Origin of the sequence: Streptomyces sp. NPDC026206 (assembly GCF_040638465.1) — a bacterium.
Classification (GTDB): Bacteria; Actinomycetota; Actinomycetes; order Streptomycetales; family Streptomycetaceae; genus Streptomyces.
Genome location: NZ_JBEZYL010000022.1, coordinates 16,927 through 35,219, shown reverse-complemented (window position 1 = coordinate 35,219; position 18,293 = coordinate 16,927). Strand labels below are relative to the sequence as shown.

General features: G+C 72.6%; 17 protein-coding genes. 8 read left to right on the top strand and 9 right to left on the bottom strand.

The annotated features are described in order from the left end of the window. Window positions 1-47: 47 nt before the first annotated feature. Window positions 48-881 carry an MOSC N-terminal beta barrel domain-containing protein gene (locus AB0F13_RS24795; protein ID WP_362086349.1) on the bottom strand — a complete coding sequence of 278 codons (834 nt, stop codon included), beginning with the start codon at window positions 879-881 and terminating at the stop codon, window positions 48-50. Between the two features lie 85 nt (window positions 882-966). Then, entirely contained in the window at window positions 967-1,440 is a 474-nt protein-coding gene (locus AB0F13_RS24790; protein WP_362086346.1) for a DUF6643 family protein, read from the bottom strand. Between the two features lie 176 nt (window positions 1,441-1,616). Between AB0F13_RS24790 and AB0F13_RS24785 the strand changes: the two genes are divergently transcribed. After that, on the top strand, window positions 1,617-2,885 hold the full coding sequence (locus AB0F13_RS24785) for a TerD family protein (protein WP_362086343.1): 1,269 nt from the start codon (window positions 1,617-1,619) through the stop codon (window positions 2,883-2,885). A 24-nt stretch (window positions 2,886-2,909) separates the two neighbouring features. Here the strand turns inward: AB0F13_RS24785 and AB0F13_RS24780 are convergent, their stop codons facing one another. After that, window positions 2,910-4,079 (bottom strand): glycosyltransferase, encoded by a 1,170-nt coding sequence (locus tag AB0F13_RS24780; RefSeq protein ID WP_362086340.1) that lies wholly within the window; start codon window positions 4,077-4,079, stop codon window positions 2,910-2,912. Between the two features lie 266 nt (window positions 4,080-4,345). Here AB0F13_RS24780 and AB0F13_RS24775 point away from each other — a divergent pair, with 266 nt between their 5' ends. From AB0F13_RS24775 to AB0F13_RS24760, 4 genes are all read left to right on the top strand, one after another. Then, complete coding sequence (locus AB0F13_RS24775; RefSeq protein WP_362086337.1) at window positions 4,346-5,134, top strand: aspartate/glutamate racemase family protein; 789 nt, start codon at window positions 4,346-4,348, stop codon at window positions 5,132-5,134. A gap of 70 nt (window positions 5,135-5,204) precedes the next feature. Next, window positions 5,205-5,801 (top strand): hypothetical protein, encoded by a 597-nt coding sequence (locus AB0F13_RS24770; protein ID WP_362086334.1) that lies wholly within the window; start codon window positions 5,205-5,207, stop codon window positions 5,799-5,801. A 97-nt stretch (window positions 5,802-5,898) separates the two neighbouring features. After that, window positions 5,899-6,378: an NUDIX domain-containing protein gene (locus tag AB0F13_RS24765; protein WP_362086331.1), complete on the top strand. Its 480-nt coding sequence runs from the start codon at window positions 5,899-5,901 to the stop codon at window positions 6,376-6,378. A 121-nt stretch (window positions 6,379-6,499) separates the two neighbouring features. Then, a complete protein-coding gene (locus AB0F13_RS24760; RefSeq protein WP_362086462.1) occupies window positions 6,500-6,784 on the top strand; it encodes a hypothetical protein in 285 nt (94 codons plus the stop codon). Window positions 6,785-6,885: 101 nt separating this feature from the next. On the opposite strand, the gene AB0F13_RS24755 is transcribed toward AB0F13_RS24760, so the two are convergent. Genes AB0F13_RS24755 through AB0F13_RS24740 form a run of 4 tightly spaced genes read right to left on the bottom strand, consistent with a single transcriptional unit; the run spans window position 6,886 to window position 11,875 of the window. After that, window positions 6,886-8,085, bottom strand: coding sequence for an XdhC/CoxI family protein (locus AB0F13_RS24755; RefSeq protein ID WP_362086328.1), 1,200 nt, complete (start codon window positions 8,083-8,085; stop codon window positions 6,886-6,888). Window positions 8,086-8,136: 51 nt separating this feature from the next. Then, a complete protein-coding gene (locus AB0F13_RS24750; RefSeq protein WP_362086325.1) occupies window positions 8,137-10,368 on the bottom strand; it encodes a xanthine dehydrogenase family protein molybdopterin-binding subunit in 2,232 nt (743 codons plus the stop codon). Between the two features lie 3 nt (window positions 10,369-10,371). Continuing rightward, window positions 10,372-11,355, bottom strand: coding sequence for an FAD binding domain-containing protein (locus tag AB0F13_RS24745; RefSeq protein WP_362086322.1), 984 nt, complete (start codon window positions 11,353-11,355; stop codon window positions 10,372-10,374). Then, entirely contained in the window at window positions 11,348-11,875 is a 528-nt protein-coding gene (locus AB0F13_RS24740; protein ID WP_362086319.1) for a (2Fe-2S)-binding protein, read from the bottom strand. Before AB0F13_RS24740 ends, AB0F13_RS24745 begins: the two co-directional genes overlap by 8 nt. Window positions 11,876-12,162: 287 nt before the next feature. Here AB0F13_RS24740 and AB0F13_RS24735 point away from each other — a divergent pair, with 287 nt between their 5' ends. After that, window positions 12,163-12,720, top strand: coding sequence for a PadR family transcriptional regulator (locus tag AB0F13_RS24735; protein WP_362086316.1), 558 nt, complete (start codon window positions 12,163-12,165; stop codon window positions 12,718-12,720). A 60-nt stretch (window positions 12,721-12,780) separates the two neighbouring features. Further along, window positions 12,781-14,502, top strand: a complete 1,722-nt coding sequence (locus tag AB0F13_RS24730) for an acyl-CoA dehydrogenase family protein (RefSeq protein ID WP_362086313.1) — start codon at window positions 12,781-12,783, stop codon at window positions 14,500-14,502. Window positions 14,503-14,550: 48 nt separating this feature from the next. On the opposite strand, the gene AB0F13_RS24725 is transcribed toward AB0F13_RS24730, so the two are convergent. After that, window positions 14,551-15,027, bottom strand: a complete 477-nt coding sequence (locus AB0F13_RS24725; protein WP_362086310.1) for a carboxymuconolactone decarboxylase family protein — start codon at window positions 15,025-15,027, stop codon at window positions 14,551-14,553. A 124-nt stretch (window positions 15,028-15,151) separates the two neighbouring features. Further along, a complete protein-coding gene (locus AB0F13_RS24720) occupies window positions 15,152-17,038 on the bottom strand; it encodes an NHL repeat-containing protein (protein ID WP_362086307.1) in 1,887 nt (628 codons plus the stop codon). Window positions 17,039-17,332: 294 nt separating this feature from the next. On the opposite strand from AB0F13_RS24720, the gene AB0F13_RS24715 reads away from it, so the two are divergent. Beyond that, window positions 17,333-18,262 carry a polysaccharide deacetylase gene (locus AB0F13_RS24715; RefSeq protein WP_362086459.1) on the top strand — a complete coding sequence of 310 codons (930 nt, stop codon included), beginning with the start codon at window positions 17,333-17,335 and terminating at the stop codon, window positions 18,260-18,262. The last annotated feature ends 31 nt before the right edge of the window (window positions 18,263-18,293 follow it).

Here is an 18,293-nt window from a genome sequence, read left to right as displayed (position 1 = left end):
TTGACGCGAGGCGTGACAAGAGGGGGCCGGTCGGGGCAAGGCGGGATTCAGCCGAGAATCTCCACTGTGTCCCCGACGCGCACCGTGCCGGTGTGCTCCGGTATGAGGTTCTGGCCGAACGCCGCCTTCTGCCCGATCCGGTGGTGCCGGGCGAGGGTGCGCAGGGGCTCCTTGCCGCGCTCGGCCGTGTGCTGGTCGATGGTGGTGATCACGCAGCGGGCGCAGGGCTTGACGACGCGGAAGGCGACCTCGCCGATGCGGATGCGGCTCCAGTGGTCCTCGGCCCAGGGCGCGGTGCCGCCGACGACCACGTTGGGCCGGAAGCGGTCCATGGGCAGCGGCCCCTCGGCGGCGCGCTCACCCCCGGCGATCAGGGAGTTGAGCGCCTCCAGCGAGGCGGTCGTGGTGAGCAGCAGCGGAAAGCCGTCGGCGAAACTGACCGTCTCTTCGGGGGCGGCGTACTGCGGGTCGATCGGGCGGCGCCGGGCGGGATCGTCCATGTACAGGAGCTGGACCCCGGTCCCCAGGAAGGCGCTCAGCCATGCGTCGGCGGCGGCGCCCGCCCGTACCGCCTCCACCTTGTCGCGGAACAGCTCCACGGTGGTCGTGGGGCCGTCGGTCCCCGGACCGGGCGCGGCGACGTCGAGCGGTGCGCGACCCGGGGCGGCGAGCCGGACGCCGCCGCCCGGCAGCGGCTCGGCCGATGCCAACGCGAGCGTCGGCTGTTGCCGTTGGGTGATGAACCGGCCGTCCGGCGCGGCCAGCATCCACCTCCGGTCCCCGGCGAGCCCCCACGGCTCCACGGCCGCCTCGCCGGTCGTACACCCCGCCATCGACTTGACCGGATAGAAATGGACCGCGTTCAGTACAGGCTTGGACATGTGGCCATTTTGCCAGCCGGATATGACAGTTGGCCGGCCGGACGGCCGGACCCGCCGCGACGGCGGACCCTGCCCGCAGCCGCGGTCAGTAGCCCCCCTGCTCCGGGTAGGGGCGGTTGCCGTACTGGTCCTCGTACGAGGCCGGGCGCGGCGTGACCGGGCGCATCGCCTCGTAGCCCGCGGGGGCGGCGGGACCCGCGGGACCCGGGCGCTGCTGGTACTGCTGCGGGCCGGGGTAGCCGCCGCGCGGCGCCGAGGCCTGCTGCGGGATGTACGGGGCGGGTGCCTGCTGCAGCCCGCCGCCCTGCTGGCCGTACTGCGGGGCCTGGCCGGCGTAGCCGCCCTGCGGGGCCTGCGGCGCCTGATGGGAGGAGGGGCCGGAGGGCAGGGCCGGCAGCGCCGGCAGATTGCTGCTGCTGAAGTCGTACGGCGACGCCACGCGGATCGGTGCGATCTGCGGAGTACCCCGCTCGGCGACGAGGCTGTCGTAGATGGGGGTGTCCGGAAAAGACGACGAGGCGTAGTAGCCGCCGCCGTAGGTGCTGCGGGGGGAGGTCATAGCCCATAAGTTAAGCCCATGGTGTGCCGGTTGGGGAGCCCGGTATGGGGGTTGATTCCGGTGCTCACGGGGGCTGCGGATTACCAATGCGAGCGAACCCGGGAAAATCGGTCGTCAAGGTACGTTGGAATCGCGTAAAGACCGGCTCATTTCGGAGCGGCACGAAGGGGTGGGACATGGGCATGCTGAAAGGTGCCAATATCCGGATTCCTGCACAGGTGGTACGGATCGAACTGGGCTGGCGCACGGGGCCCGGTGTGCCCGATGTCGACGCCTCGGCACTGCTGCTGACGGCGGGCAAGGTCCGTTCGGACGCGGACTTCGTCTTCTACAACCAGCCACTGCACGCCTCCGGCGCGGTACGGCACGAGGGCAAACGCCCCACGGCCGGCACCGTGACCGACACCCTCACCGTCGATCTGGGCGCCGTCGAGCCGGCCGTCGGGCGAATCGTGCTCGCGGCCTCCGCCGACGGCGCCGCCTTCGGACAGGTGCCCGGACTCCACATCCGCGTTCTGGATGCGGCGGGCGGCGCGGAGCTGGCCCGCTTCGACAGCCGGGACGCCACCGTCGAGACCGCCTTCGTCCTCGGCGAGCTCTACCGGCGGCAGGGCGAGTGGAAGTTCCGCGCCGTGGGCCAGGGCTACAGCAGTGGCCTCGCGGGCCTGGCGAGGGACTACGGCATCACCGTCGACGAACCGAGGACGGCGGCGCCCGTGCCACCGCCCCGGGCCGTCCCGTCCCCGCCGGTGCCCGCGACGCCGCGCGCACCGGTGCCCGCCCCGGCCGCGGCCCCGCCCGCACGGCCGGTCAGAGTCACGCTCACCAAGGACGCCCCGGCCGTCTCCCTGGCCAAGCAGGGCGGCACATCCGGTGCGATGCGGGTCAACCTCAACTGGCAGCAGGTGCACAAGCCGGCCGCCACCGGCTGGGGCCGGCGGCTGAGCCAGGCCATGGCCGCCTACTCCGGCCTGGACCTCGACCTCGGCGCCCTCTTCGAGCTCAGCGACGGCAGCAAGGGCGTCGTGCAGGCCCTCGGCAACTCCTTCGGCTCGCTCCACCAGCCGCCCTACATCCACCTCGACGGCGACGACCGCACCGGGGCCGTGGAGTCCGGCGAGAACCTCACGATCAACCTCGACCACATCGACGCCTTCCGGCGCATCCTCGTCTTCGTCACCATCTACGAGGGCGCCAGCAGCTTCGCCGGCCTGCACGCCACCGTCACCCTCCAGCCACAGCGCGGCGCGCCCATCGACTTCCAGCTCGACGAGTGCACCGTGCCGTCCAACGTCTGCGCGCTCGCCCTCATCACCAACAACGGCGGCGACCTCGTCGTCCAGCGCGAGGCCCGCTATCTGGTGCCGGCCCGTGGCGTCAGCCCGCAGGTCACACTGGACCGCACGTACGGCTGGGGCCTGAAGTGGACGCCCGGCCGCAAGTGAGGCGGCCGCTCCGCCGAAGGGGCTCTAGGGCATGGCCTCGGGGCGGGCGTACGTACGCCCCTTCCAGGCCGCGCCCCGCCCCCGGTAGTGCTGCACCGCCGAGTCGAGGGTCATCAGCAGGTACAGCAGGGCCGTGACCGGCAGCAGGGGCGCGAGCCACAGCGGCTGCCGGTAATAGCGCAGCATCGGCACATACGTCCCGGCCATCACCGCCCATGCCGCCGCACCCATCGCCGCCGGCGCCGCGGCACCGGCCAGGGCGCCGGCCATCACGGCGACCGGCGGCGCGAGGTACACCACCGCCATGCCCGCGACCGTCCCGGCCAGCAGCAGCGGATGGTGCAGAAGCTGCGCGTAGGCGCTGCGCGAGACCATCCGCCAGAGCGGGCCGAGCCCCGCGTACGGCCGCACGCTCTCCACCCGCTCCGCCAGCCCCAGCCAGATCCGGCCGCCCGAGCGTTGGACCGCCCGCGCCAGCGACACGTCGTCGATGACCGCCTGCCGGATGCTCTCCGGCACGCCCGCCCGCTCCGCGGCCTCCCGGCGCAGGAGCACGCATCCGCCGGCGGCCGCCGCGGTGCGCGCGCCCGGGGCGTTGACCCGGCGGAAGGGGTACAGCTGGGCGAAGAAGTACACGAAAGCCGGGACGATCATCCGCTCCCAGAACGTGACCACCCTCAGCCGCGCCATCTGCGACACCAGGTCCAGCCCGCCCGAGCGGGCCGCCGCCACCAGTTCCCGCAGGCTGTCCGGGCCGTGCGCGATGTCCGCGTCCGTCAGCAGCAGGTACTCGGCGTCCGTACGGGCACGCGCGAGCGCCATGCCGTGCCGGACCGCCCACAGCTTGCCGGTCCAGCCCGGCCCGGGTTCCCCGGGCGAGTCCACGGTCAGCGGCAGACCGCCGCACGAGTCGGCGAGCGCCCGGGCCAGCTCGCCCGTGCCGTCCGTGCTGCCGTCGTCGACGAGGAAGATCTCCGCCCGCCCCGGATAGTCCTGGGCCAGCAGCGAGGGCAGGCTCGACGGGAGCACGGCCGCCTCGTCCCTGGCCGGCACCACGATCGCCACCGCCGGCCAGTCCCCGGGCGCGGTGCGCTCCGGCAGCCCGGCATCCGTTCGCCAGAAGAAGCCCTGCCCCAGCAGCAGCCAGCCCCACGCGGCCAGGGAAACAGCGGCGGTCCACGTCAGCACGCTCACCCGCCGCAGTCTGCCGTACGAAGGCCGGGCGCGGGCGGAATGCGGCCGAGCGGGCACGGAGGTGTCACGAGGATCTTCGCCGGGGCGAGGGGCGAGGGGCGAGGGGCGAGGGGCGAGGGGCGGTGGTGCGCACGGGCCGGCGGGAGGTGTACGCGGGGCGGTGGGGAACTGCGGCGGCGGACGTGCGGCCGGGGGGCATGCGCTCCCGGGGTACGGGAGGGGGTGTGCCAGACCGATCGCGCCGCCGTATCGATTAAAGTGAGCGGGTGAAGATCGCGCTGATGGACTCCGGCAATGGACTACTGGCGGCGGCCGCCGTCGTGCATCGGCTGCGGCCCGATGCCGATCTCGTGCTCTCGTCCGCGCCCGACGGCATGCCCTGGGGCCCCCGGACCACCGAGTACGTCATCGAGCAGGCGCTGGCCTGCGCCCGGGCCGCGGCGGCGCACCGCCCCGACGCCCTGATCGTCGCCTGCAACACCGCCTCCGTCCACGCGCTGGCCGCGATACGCGCCGAACTCGAACCCGCTCTGCCGGTCATCGGGACCGTGCCGGCGATCAAGCCGGCCGCGGCGAACGGCGTCCCCTTCGCCATCTGGGCCACCCCGTCCACCACCGGCAGCCCCTACCAGCGCGGCCTGATCCGCGACTTCGCCTCCGGCGTCGACGTCACCGAGGTGCCCTGCCCGGGCCTGGCCGACGCCGTGCAGCGGGCCGACACCGACGCCATCGAGATCGCGGTGAAGGCGGCCGCCGCCGCCACGCCGCGCCACGTAAGGGGCGTCGTCCTGGGCTGCACCCATTACGAGCTCGTCGCCGAGCGTATTCGCGCCGCCGTCCAGGACCCCTCGGCACCGCCCCTGGAGCTGTACGGCTCCGCCATGGCCGTCGCCGCCCAGACACTGCGCCGCATCGGCGCAGTGCCCGCCCCCGACGCCGAGCCGTCGGGCGGCCTGACCGTCCTGCTCAACGGTCACGAAGCAGAGCTCGAGCCCGCCTCGCTGACCTACTCCGAGGGCCGCTCGCTGCTCTCCCTCAGCGCCGCACGCCCCTGACACGGGCACCGTTCGGGTTCGTCTGCGCGGACCCCTGCCGCAGTGGCGGAACGTGAGTAGGCTGCCCGGTATGAGGGACCACTCCGAGGGCCCGCAGGGTCACGAGGGCTCGCAGAGCCCCGAGAGCGACAAACAGCCGGGCGTGACACCACCCGCCGTCTGGACGGGCCGCGCGACCAACCGCGTGCAGTGGCTGTTGGCCGGCGTCGGCGCCGCCTGCATCGCGCTCGGCATCGAGCTGGCCGTCGACAGTGCGTGGACGGCCGGCCTCGCCCCTCTCGTGATGGCGGTCGTCGGCTGTGTCGCGGCCGGTCTGCTGATGGTCTACGGCACCCTCGCCTTCGTGCACGTGGCCGTCCGGGTCGACAAGGACACCCTCGAGGTCCGCTGCGGCCACATCGGCGTCCCCCGCACCCGCATTCCGCTCACTCACGTGGTCGGCGCCGACTTCGACCCCCGCGTCACCCCCCGCCAGTGGGGCGGCTGGGGCTACCGCTGGCGTCCTGAGAAGGGCACGGCGGTCGTCGTGCGGCGCGGCGAGGGCCTCGTGGTCCGGCTCGGCGACGGCCGTACCTTCACGGTCACCGTGGACGACGCCGAAGCGGCCGTCCGGGTGATCCGCGCCCGCCTGCGCCTCCTCGGCGGCGGCCGCACCGCGTCCGCCTGACCCGCGTTCCGCGCCCCGCGGCCCCGGCCGTCCCCCGCCCCGGCGAGCTCCTTCCCGCGCGGGAATCCCGGCGCCCGGACCCCACTAGGCTCGCCGCATGCCGATTCCCGACTTCATCCGCGACCTCCGCGCCACCGCGGGCAGCCAGCTCCTGTGGATGCCGGGTGTCAGCGCCATCGTCCTCGACGACGACGGCCGGGTCCTGCTCGGCCGCCGCGCCGACACCGGCCAGTGGTCCATCATCGGCGGCATCCCCGACCCCGGCGAGCAACCCGCCGCGGCGATCGTCCGCGAGGTCTTCGAGGAGACGGCGGTCCGCTGCACCCCGGAGAAGGTGCTGCTCGTCGACGCCCTGAAGCAGGTCACCTACCCCAACGGCGACGTCTGCCAGTTCATGGACATCTGTTTCCTGTGCCGGGCGGTGGGCGGTGAAGCACGCGTCAACGACGACGAGTCGCTGGAGGTGGGGTGGTTCGAGGTGGACGCGCTGCCGGTGATGGAGGAGTTCGCGGTGATGCGGATCAAGCGGGCGGCAGAGGGCGGTCCCACCTGGTTCCAGGGGATGAGGGAGGGGTGAGTGGCGGGGCGTAGGTGACGCGGGAGTTGATGGGGGTGGGCAGCACGCCGCGTTGTCAGTGGCCCCGGTTAGGTTCGCCCCATGAGTTTCTCATTGCCCGTACCGGGGCGCGTGGTTGTCGGTGGTCGATGAGGGCCTGACGGCCCTCGGGATCACCGCGGTGTCCGTGGAGGCCTTCAGCCACAGCGATCTGCCGGCTCCTCTGCCGTGGACGTACGTGCCGGGCTGCGGCGAGTGGACGCCCGAGCAGTGTGCTCAGGCACTGGCGCAGTTCGAGGTCACCAAGAAGAAGGGACACGCCCCGCCGCTCGAGCCCGAGGTGGTGGAAGCCGTCATGCAGTGCATCGGCTGGATGCGGCATGCGCAGTCGCGGCCCGGCTTCGGCATCATCGGCTTCTCCTCCTGATGCCTGCCCCGGCGCTGCTCACCAGTCGAAGTCCCAGCCCCTGCCGGCGCTCTTGCCTCGGCCTGACCTTCCCGCGCGGACGGGCGTCGTCAGGGAAGAGTTCAGCCGAAGGCCCGCGCGCGTCCGCGTCCTCGGGAGGTGCCCGCATCGTCCGGCCGCCGGCTACGGGGCGGGGGCGGGTCGCGGTGGATGGGGTTGCGCGTGCCGGTGAGGGGGAGGCCGGTGCCGCCGTGGCGCTCGGCGACGATCTCGCTCGCGATGGACAGGGCTGTCTCCTCCGGCGTACGGGCGCCCAGGTCGAGGCCGATGGGAGAGCGCAGCCGCGCCAGCTCCGGCTCGGTCAGGCCCGCTTCGCGCAGCCGCCGCAGGCGCTCGTGGTGGGTGCGGCGCGAGCCCATCGCGCCCACGTAGGCGACGGGCAGCCGCAACGCCCGTTCCAGCAGCGGCACATCGAACTTGGCGTCATGGGTGAGCACGCACAGCACTGCGCGGGCGTCGAGCCGCTGGGAGTCGAGATAGCGGTGCGGCCAGTCGACGACGACCTCGTCGGCCTGCGGGAAGCGTTCCCGGGTGGCGAAGACGGAACGGGCGTCGCACACGGTCAGGTGATAGCCGAGGAACGTGCCGACGCGTACGAGCGCGGCGGCGAAGTCGATCGCACCGAAGACGACCATGCGGGCCGGTCGCGCGGTGGTCTCGATCAGCAGCGTGATCGCCGGCTCGCACCGCGTGCCGTCGGCGCCGATGCGGACCGTCGCCGTGCGGCCGGCGGTCAGCAGCGCGTGCGCCTCCCTGGCGGCCGCCCGGTCCAGCCGGTCGTCGCCGCCGAGTGATCCGCGGTGCGAACCGTCGGTCCGGACGAGCAGGGCCTGGCCGCGGAGGCTCCCGGGGCCGTCCAGGCTCCGGACGATCGCCACGGGTTCCCCTCGGGCGGCGGCGGTCAGTGCGGCGGTGAAGGTGGCGGCGGCGCGGTCCGTACCGGGTGTGCCCGCGCGCACGGGGGTGACGAGGACGTCGATCGTGCCGCCGCAGGCCAGGCCGGCGGCGAAGGGGTCGCTCTCGTCGGACCCGAAGCGTTCGAGCAGCGTCTCGCCGGTGCTCAGCGCCTGGTGGCACAGTTCGTACACCGCCGCCTCCACGCATCCGCCGGAGACGGAGCCGGTCGCCGTGCCGTCGGTGTCGACCGCGAGGGCGGCACCGGGCGGCCGCGGCACGCTCCCGTCGGCGGCCACCACCGTGGCGACGGCGAAGTCGCGTCCTCGCGCGCACCACCGGCTCAGTTCACGGGCGATGTCCAGCATGGCGATGCTCCTCGTGTCGGTGCGGCCGGTGTACGGCCCTCTGCCCGGCCCCTACAGCACCTGTTCGAGGGTGATGGGCAGTTCGCGGACGCGCTTGCCGGTGGCGTGATACACCGCGTTGGCGATGGCGGCCGCGGTGCCGGGGACGCCGAGCTCACCGCAGCCCTTGGTGCCGTTGGGGGTGGTGGGGTCCGGGCCGCCGACGAAGTACACCTCCAGGTGGGGGATGTCGGCGTTGGTGGCGATGAGGTAATCGCCGAAGGTGGGGTTGGCGATGCGTCCGGTGCGCGGTTCGGTCATGGTGTCCTCCAGCAGGGCCATGCCGATGCCGCCTACGGTGCCGCCGATGAGCTGGCTGCGCGCGGTCTTCTCGTTGAGGATGCGTCCGGCGTGCGCGGCGGTCACCAGGCGCGCCACCCGGATCACCCCGAGGTCGGCGTCCACGTGCACTTCCGCGAACTTGGCCGCGTAGGGGCCGGTGGGGATCACGGGCTGATCCGTCTTCGGTGCGTCGGCCGCCCCCTCGACGGCCAGCTCGTCCCGCCCGTGCCGGGAGAGGATCGCCTCATAGCTTTCGCCCCGGCCGTCGTCCTTGCGCTTGATGTGGCCGTCCTCGACGCGCACGTCGCCTACGTCCGCACCGCGCAACGGCGACCGCGTATCGTCGCGGACCAGGTCCAGGAACGAGCGGATCAGGTTCCGGGAGGCGGCGTGGATCGCGGAGCCCATGGCACCGGTGAGCCCGGAGCCACCGGCCGAGGGCGCCTCCGGCAGGGAGCTGTCGCCCAGGACCATGCGCACCCGCTGAAGCGGCAGGGCCAGCAGTTCGGCAGCGAGCTGGGTCATCACCGTGTACGTTCCGGTGCCCAGGTCCATGCCCGCGCTGGCCACCACCGCACTCCCGTCACGCTTGACCGTGATCCGCGCCCGGCAGGCCTGCTGTTCGAAGAAGAACGACGTCCCGCCCATGCCGTACCCGACCAGGGTCCGGCCCCGGCGCATGGAGCGCGGCTTCGGGTCGCGGCGCGACCAGCCGAATTTCTCGGCACCGGTGCGGTAGCACTCGCGCAGCGCGTTGCTCGACCACTGCTGCCCGGTCACCGGGTGTTTTTCGGCGTAGTTGAGCAGCCGCAGCTCGACGGGGTCCATGTCCAGTTCGTAGGCGAGCTCGTCCAGCGCGCTCTCCAGCGCGAAGCTGCCCTGGGCGTCACCGGGAGCACGCATCGAGCCGGGTGAGGGAATGTTCACGCGTACCTGCACGTCCCGCACGCGGATGTGGGGACTGGCGTAGCTCTCCAGCGAGACCCGGGAGACCTTCTCGAAGTTCTCGTCGCCGACCGAAAGGGTCTGCCATGCCTCGTGGTCGATCGCGGTGATCCGGCCGTCGCGGCCGGCGCCGACCCTGACGGTCTGTCTGGTGTCGGGCCGGTGTCCGACCGAGGTGAACATCTGCTTGCGGGTCAGTACCAGTTTCACCGGGCGCCCCACGTGCCGCGCGGCGACCGCGGCCAGGACGGTATGCGCCCACGTACGCAGCCCCGAACCGAAGCCACCGCCGATGTAGGGCGCCAGCACCCGGACGTCGTCCCGTGGTAGGCCGAGCGTCGCAGCGAGGCCGGTCCTGGTGTTGGAGGGGCCCTGGGTGGCGTCGTGGACGGTCAGCCTGTCGCCGTCCCACGAGGCGACTGCCGCGAAGGGGCCCAGCGGATTGTTGGTGTTCGCCGCGGTCCGGTAGGTCTGCTCGACGCGCACCTGCGCCGAGGCCAGTGCCCGGGCGGTGTCGCCGGTCCCGCCGTCGCTCCCGAACGGGTCGCGGACGTGTTCGGCCCCCGGATCGTCGATCTCCACCACGGGGGTGTCCGCCACGTAGTCGGCCCTGACCAACCGTGCGGCCTCGGTCGCCTGCTCGAAGGTCTCGGCCACCACCACCGCGATGTTCTCACCGTGGTAGACGATCCGGTCGCTCTGCAACGGGGGCGGTGGCAGGGAACTCAGCTGACCGTCCGCCTTCACCAGCCGGGGGGCGTTCTCGTGGGTGATCACCGCGAGCACGCCCGGCGCTGCCCGGGCCGCCGCGGTGTCGATGGCGCGGATGCGCCCGGCACCGATGGTGCTCTGCACCAGGACGGCGTGCGCGAGGTCCGGGTAGTCGACGTCCGTGGGGTAGGTGGCGCGGCCGCTCACCTTCACCCGGGCATCGACGCGGTCGATGCCCTCACCGATCCCGGCCGGGGTGGTCGCCTCCCTCTCGCCGGAATCGTCGTGCACCGCGGAGCTGCCCATTGCTCACGACTCCTTCGACAGGGTGCTCAGCATCCGCACGACGGCTCTCCTGCCGAGCTCGATCTTGAAACCATTGGCGGACTGCGCCACCGCGCCCTCCAGGGCCGCCTCCGCGGCCGCCGCGAAGACCTCCCGGTCCGGCGAGGCCCCCCGCAGCAGCTCTTCGGCGCGCGGCACCCGCCAGGGAACGGTGCCGACACCGCCCAGGGCGAGGCGCGCCTCGTGGATCGTCCCGCCGTCGATCACCAGGGCCACCGCGACGGACGCGAGCGCGAACTCGTAACTGGCCCGGTCACGGACCTTGAGATAGCCCGAACGGGCCCCACGGGGGAGCAGCGGAATCTCCAGATGTGTGAGCAACTCCCCGTGCTCCAGCACGTTCTCCAGGTGCGGAGCGGAGCCCGGAAGGCGGTAGAACTCCGTCAGCGGAACCACACGCTGCCCCGCCCGGCCCCGGGCACGCACCGAGGCGCCCAGGGCGAGCAGGGCGACGGCGGCATCGGAGGCGTGCGTGGCGATGCAGTGCCTGCTGGTGCCCAGCACCGCGTGCATCCGGTTGACGCCGTCGATCGCACTGCACCCGGTGCCCGGCTCCCGCTTGTTGCAGGCCACGCTCGGATCCCGGAAGTAGCGGCAACGCGTCCGCTGCAGGAGGTTGCCGCCCATCGTGGCCATGTGCCGCAGCTGTGGGGAGGCGCCCAGCAACAGCGCCTCCCTCACCAGCGGCAGCCGGCCGGCCACCACCTCGTGTGCGGCGAGCTCCTCCATCGTGGTCAGTGCTCCGACGACCAGCGAATCCCCGGTGTCCCGGATGCCGCGCAGGGGCAACCGGGTGATGTCCACGAGCCGGACGGGCTGCAGCACCTCGTCCCTCATCAGGTCCACCTGTGTGGTGCCGCCGGCGAGGTAGGCGGCGGCCGGTTCCGCCGCGACCTCGGCAACCGCATGATCGACGCTCTCGGCGCGGACGTAGGTGAAGCTACGCACGGTCCCCCCTGCCCGCCACCTCACGGATCGCCGCCAGGATGTTCGGGTAGGCGCCGCAGCGGCACAGGTTGCCGCTCATGAACTCGCGAACGTCGTCGTCGGAGGCTGCCCGGCCCTCCTCGATCAGGGCGATGGCCGACATGATCTGGCCGGGGGTGCAGTAGCCGCACTGGAAACCGTCATGCCGGGCGAACGCCTCCTGCATCGGGTGCGGCTCGCCGTCCTGCCCCAGCCCCTCGATCGTCCTCACCTCGCGGCCGTCGGCCGTCGCGGCGAGGGTGAGGCAGGACAGCACCCGCTTGCCGTCGACATGCACGGTGCACGCCCCGCACTGCCCCTGATCGCAGCCCTTCTTCGTGCCCGTCAGCTTCAGCTCGTGCCGCAGGGCGTCCAGCAGCGTGGTACGGGTGTCCACCTCGAGCCGCCGCTCGTCGCCGTTGACCCGGAAGGACACCGGCACCCGGGCCGGCCGGGCGCGCGGCCCGGGCGCCAGCCCCGCCTGTGGTGCGGATGCATCCATGCCCACCGCTCACCTCCATGCGCCTGCCGCGCAGGCTTTTTGCCAACCCACCGGCTCAGCTCGTCCGCGATGCGCCGACCGCCGACAGAGGTTCATAAGCTGAGAAATGCATCCATAAGGTCAGCGCGATATTACGCGCGGCTGTCCGGCGGTCAACGAAGACACGTCGGCGTCACGGCCGCCGGCCCCGCACCGTGCGCCGTTTCTCCGCCGGCCGCGGGTGAGCCGTGTCTCACCTGCGCGGCGCCCCTTGCCTATGAAACGAGTTGCATAGCAGGATCCGGGCCATGGCGCTCGAGCACGCGATCCTCGTCTCCCTGCTGGAGAAGCCGGGCTCCGGCTATGAGCTGGCCCGGCGCTTCGAGCGGTCCATCGGGTACTTCTGGACCGCCACGCATCAGCAGATCTACCGCGTCCTCAAGCGAATGGAGGGCGACGGCTGGATCGACGTGCGCGAGGTGCCCCAGCAGGGCCGGCCGGACAAGAAGGAGTACTCCGTCGCCGCCCTCGGCCGGGCCGCCCTCTCCCGGTGGCTGCACGAGCCGGTCGAGCCCGAGAGCGTCCGGCACGACCTCGCAGTGAAGATCCGCGGCGCGGCCTTCGACGACCCGGTGGCGCTGATCCGGGAAGTCGAGCGGCACCACCGCGCGCACACCGAGCGGCTCGCGCACTACCTCGCGGGGGAGCTGCGCGACTTCACCGGACCCGAGGCGCCCACGACGCCCGACGCCGGGCGCGAACTGCAGCACGTCGTGCTGCGCGGCGGCATCGCCTACGAGCGGATGACGCTCGCCTGGCTCGACGACGTACTCGCCACCCTCCACCGGATCCGTCCCGAGCGCTGAACCTCCGCGCCGCGACAACTCACCCCGATCCCCAAGCCCTAGCCGGAAAGGCGAACACCCATGGCCGACCCGCTGCTGTTCAACCCGCGCACCTACGACCCGGCGCACTTCGACCCCGAGACCCGCAGGCTGCTGCGCGCCACCGTCGACTGGTTCGAGGCCCGCGGCAAGCGCAGGCTGATCGAGGACTACCGCTCCCGTGCCTGGCTGGCGGACTTCCTCGCGTTCTCCGCCGAGGAAGGACTGTTCGCCACCTTCCTCACCCCGGCCTCCGCCGCCGACGGGCAGGACGACAAGCGCTGGGACACCGCCCGGATCGCCGCCCTCAACGAGATATTCGGCTTCTACGGGCTCGACTACTGGTACGCGTGGCAGGTCACCATCCTCGGGCTCGGCCCGGTCTGGCAGAGCGACAACGCCGCTGCCCGCACCCGCGCGGCGGAGCTCCTCTCCCAGGGCGAGGTCTTCGCCTTCGGCCTGTCCGAGAAGACCCACGGCGCCGACATCTACTCCACCGACATGCTGCTGGAACCCGACGGTGACGGTGGCTTCCGGGCCAGCGGCTCCAAGTACTACATCGGCAACGGCAACGCCGCCGGGCTCGTCTCCGTCTTCGGCCGCCGCACCGACGTCGAGGGCCCCGACGGCTACGTCTTCTTCGCCGCCGACAGCCGCCACCCGGCGTACCACCTCGTGAAGAACGTCGTCGACTCCTCGAAGTACGTCAGCGAGTTCCGTCTGGAGGACTACCCGGTCGGTCCCGACGACGTGCTGCACACCGGCCGCGCCGCCTTCGACGCCGCCCTCAACACCGTCAACGTCGGCAAGTTCAACCTCTGCACCGCCTCCATCGGCATCTGCGAACACGCGATGTACGAGGCCGTCACCCACGCGCACAACCGCATCCTCTACGGCCGCCCCGTCACGGCCTTCCCGCACGTGCGCCGCGAACTGACCGACGCCTACGTCCGCCTCGTCGGGATGAAGCTGTTCAGCGACCGCGCCGTCGACTACTTCCGCTCCGCCGGCCCCGACGACCGCCGCTACCTCCTCTTCAACCCCATGACGAAGATGAAGGTGACCACGGAGGGCGAGAAGGTCATCGACCTGATGTGGGACGTCATCGCCGCCAAGGGCTTCGAGAAGGACACCTACTTCGCCCAGGCCGCCACCGAGATCCGCGGCCTGCCGAAGCTGGAGGGCACGGTCCACGTCAACCTCGCGCTCATCCTCAAGTTCATGCGCAACCACCTGCTGCAGCCCGCCGAGTACGCGCCCGTGCCGACCCGCCTCGACGCGGCCGACGACGCCTTCCTCTTCCAGCAGGGACCGGCCCGCGGCCTCGGCTCGGTACGCTTCCACGACTGGCGCACCGCCTACGAGGCGTATGCCGGCGTGCCCAACGTCGGCCGCTTCCGGGAGCAGGCGGACGCCCTGTGCGAGTTCGTCACCACTGCGGCGCCGGGCGAGGAGCAGAGCCGTGACCTCGACCTCCTTCTCGCCGTCGGCCAGCTGTTCGCGCTGGTCGTGCACGGCCAGCTGATCCTGGAGCAGGCGCGCCCGACCGGGCTCGACGAGGACGTGCTCGACGAACTGTTCGCCGTCCTCGTCCGCGACTTCTCCGCACACGCCGTCGAGCTGCACGGCAAGGACTCGGCCACCGCGGAACAGCAGAGCTGGGCGCTGGGCGCGGTCCGGCGCCCGGTCGTCGACGACGCCCGCTCGGCGCGTGTCTGGGAACGTGTCGAGGCCCTGTCCGGAGCGTACGAGATGGCTCCCTAACGGCGCGGCGGCGGTGGTGGCGGCCCAGGGGCCGCCACCACCGCCGGGTCAGGCCTGGCCGGCCTGCTCCCAGGGCTGCCGGCCCGCCACCTGCCTGGTGGTGGCGTTGAGGCGGTTGAAGAGGTTGCTCAAGCCGATCATCAAGGTGATGGCCGACAGTTCCCGCTCGTCGTAGTGCCTGGCGGCCTCGTCCCAGACGGCGTCCGGCACCGGGTCCGTCCTGTCGCTGAGGCGGGTGGCGGCCTCGGCGAGCGCCAGCGCGGAGCGCTCGGCGTCGGTGAAGAAGGGCGCGTCCCGCCAGGCCGCCACCGTGGCGAGTTGCTCGTCGCTCACGCCCGCCTTGCGGGCGCTGCGCACACCGCCGTCCACGCAGACGCTGCAGCCGTTGATCTGGCTGGTGCGCAGGTGGACGAGCTCGAGCGTCGTCTCCGCGACGCCGCCCTTCCTGACGGCCTTGACCAGAGCCAGGGCGGCCGTCATGGCCTCGGGAATGATCACGGCCGGGTTCTCCATACGTGCCTTCACGGCTGTTCCCCTCACGCTTCCTCGAAGCGCCGGTGCCCTCGCACCGGCGCGGTTCTTCGTCTTCACCGCACTGACGGATCGCGACGCGGAAGTGTGACCGGTGGGCCGGCCGGGAGCCGCGCGGTCAGCACGCCCCGGCCGCCACGACCGTCGCCACCAGCGGCACCGGTGGCAGGCCGCCCACCTCGGCCGAGCCGTCGTCGTACCGGCCCGGCGCCGTGTGCGGCAGAGCCCGCAGCGGCAGGGTGCACACCAGTCGGCCGCTGTCGGCGGCGACCGTGTTGACATGCGGATTCGCCAGGACGACGAGCGTCCTGCCGCTGTCCTCCGTCCGGTACCCCACCCGCTTGCTCACCGCACCCCCGAGGGCGTGCGGGTAGCGGAACAACGGCCGGCCCTCGAAGACGAAGCCGGTCGGTGCGGTGAAGCGCTGCACGATCCGCCCCGGGTTCACCGGCCGGCCGACGGGGGCGAGATAGGCGAGAGCGAGGACCGCCGCGGCGCCGGGCACGGCCTGCGGCACGTTCTCCTGCAGGACGGTGAGCGCCTGCTCGTCGGCGACCGGCAGCGGCGCGGCCACCACCACCGCCAGGGCGTGGGCCGTCCGGCGCGCCGCCGGCCCGGCGCCCCGCACCACCGTGAGCGTGGCCTCGTAACGCCCGGGCGGCGTGGTCTCGGGCGCCCGCACCCGGAAGACCCCGTCGGCCGCACCGCCGGCCAGGTACCGCTCCCCGCCCGGATACCTACGCCGCAGGGGCCCTCGCGTGCCGTCCGCCGCACCGACCAGGCCCTCGGGCAGGGCGAGTTCGAAGGCAAGCTCGGCGCCGCCGGCGACGTCCCGGGCCCTGGCGCCCAGAGCGAACTCGTGCGGGCGCTGCACGGTGGCCGGGACGACGAGTTCCACGGACACCTCCTCGCCGCCGGCGCCCGGCGCGGCCGCCCCCGGCAGCCCCGCGACCGTGGTGATCCGGCGCACCCGGTGGCTGTCGCACTCGGCCACGAGCAGATCACCGCGGCCGGCCACCGCCACCGCGCGCGGGAAGTACAGCTCCGCGCCCAGGGCGCCCCCGCCGTCCTCGTCGTGGTCCGGCGCACTGCCGCCCGCCACCGTGGCGATCACGCCGTCCGGCATGACCACGCGTATCCGCTGGTTGAGGGAGTCGGCGAGGTACAGGTTCCCGGCGGCGTCGAGATCGACGCCGCGCGGCTGGTCGAGCCGGGCCCGGGCGGCGGGCCCGCCGTCGCCGTCGTAGCCGGGGAGGCCGGTACCGGCGACTGTGGTGATCATGCCGTCGGGGGACACCTTGCGGACCCGGTGGGTCCAGCAGTCGGCGATGTAGAGGTTGCCCCGGTCGTCGAGGGCCACGTCGATGGGGTTGCGCAGTGCGGAGGCCGTCGCGCTGACGCCGTCGGCGCCGAAGCCGGGCTCTCCGGTGCCGGCGACGGTGGTGATGGTGCCGTCGGTGGTGATGCGCCGTACGCGGTGGCCCTTCCACTCCGCCACGTACAGATTGCCCCGGCCGTCGAGGGCCAGGCCGCGGGGCTCGTTGAAGCGGGCCGCCAGGGCGGGGCCGCCGTCGCCGCCGTGCCCGGGGGCGCCGGTACCGGCGACGGTCGTGATGACGCCGTCGGCGGAGATCCTTCGGATGCGGTGGTTCCAGTAGTCGGCGACGTACAGGCCGCCCGCGCCGTCGGTGACCAGGCCGCCGGGCTCGTGGAGCAGGGCCTCGCCGGCCGGCCCGCCGTCGCCGCTGAAGCCGGGCTTTCCGGTGCCGGCGACGGTGGTGATGGTGCCGTCGGTGGTGATGCGCCGTACGCGGTGGCCCTTCCACTCCGCCACGTACACGGTGCCGGCGCCGTCGAGGGCCAGGGCGCGCGGCTGGTCGAGACCGGCACGGGACGCGGGGCCGCCGTCACCGCCCGAGCGGGCCTCGCCCGTGCCCGCGAGCGTGGTGATGACGCGTACCGCGCCGGACGCGGCGCCCGCACTCTGACCGTCGTTGGCCGTCATGGTCGAGCCTCCTCCTGGGGCGGCAGCTGCAGGGGCGCGCACGACTGGGCGGTCCCGGCTGCCGCGGGAGTCCCGGCGCGCGTCGGATTCCGGCCGCGCCGACCCACGTTAGGGACATGGCCGACGAGCCGACAGACCGTCAGGTCCGGCTGCCGAGACTTCCGGCCATCCCCCGCCGGTGGCGTGTTCGCGCTCCTGACCCATAGCTGACGCACTGTCAGGATGGCACGGGCCGGCGCCCGCCGGACCGAGCGCGAGCGAGTCGAGAGCGAGTCCGAGAGCGAGGAGCCGGCCATGGCCGCATCCGACCACCGTGACCCCGCGCCGCGGCGGCGGCCCTGGCAGTGGGAGGAGCACGAGTGGCGCGGGCACGTCGAGCGCGTCCGCGCGGGCCGCAGCCTGAAGCCGGCCGCGTGGCCGCAGGGCGCCAGGGCCGCCGTGGCGCTGTCCTTCGACACCGACCACGAGACGATCCCGCTGCGCGACGGCCAAACCGGGCCCGGCAAGCTCTCACAGGGCGAGTACGGTGCCCGGGTGGGTGTCCCGCGGGTGCTGGCGCTGCTGGAGCGGTGCTCCGTCCCCGCCACGTTCTTCATGCCGGCCGTCTCGGCCCTGATGCGCCCTCAGGAAGCCCGTGGGTACACCGGTCGCGGGCACGAGGTCGGCATCCACGGCTGGATCCACGAGCGCAATATGGAGCTCGATCCCAAGGACGAGCGCGACCTCGCCTTCCGGTGCGCGGACACCCTGGAAAGGCTCAGCGGACAGCGGCCGGTCGGTATCCGCACGCCCTCCTGGGACTTCAGCGACCACACCCTGGAGATCAGCCGTGAACTCGGCCTGCTCTACGACTCCTCGCTGATGGCCGACGACGATCCGTACGAGATCGTCGCCGACGGGGAGCCCACCGGCATCGTGGAGATCCCGCCGGAGTGGATCCGAGATGACGACATCTACTTCGAGATGGACCGGTATTCCCCGCTGCGTCCGCACGGCATGCCGCGCCAAGTCGTCGGCGGTATCTGGCGGGACGAGTTCGACGTCGCCTATGAGGAGGGCGGCCTCTTCCAGTTGACGATGCATCCGCATGTGATCGGGCACCGTTCACGCATCGTGGTTCTTGAGGAACTGCTGGAGCACATCGCGGGGTACGAGGGCATCTGGTACGCCACGCACGCGGAAGTCGCCCGGTATGCGAAAGAGAGCTCGGAGGCCAGTTCGTAAGCACGGCCGTTCCAGCGCTCGAAGAAACAAC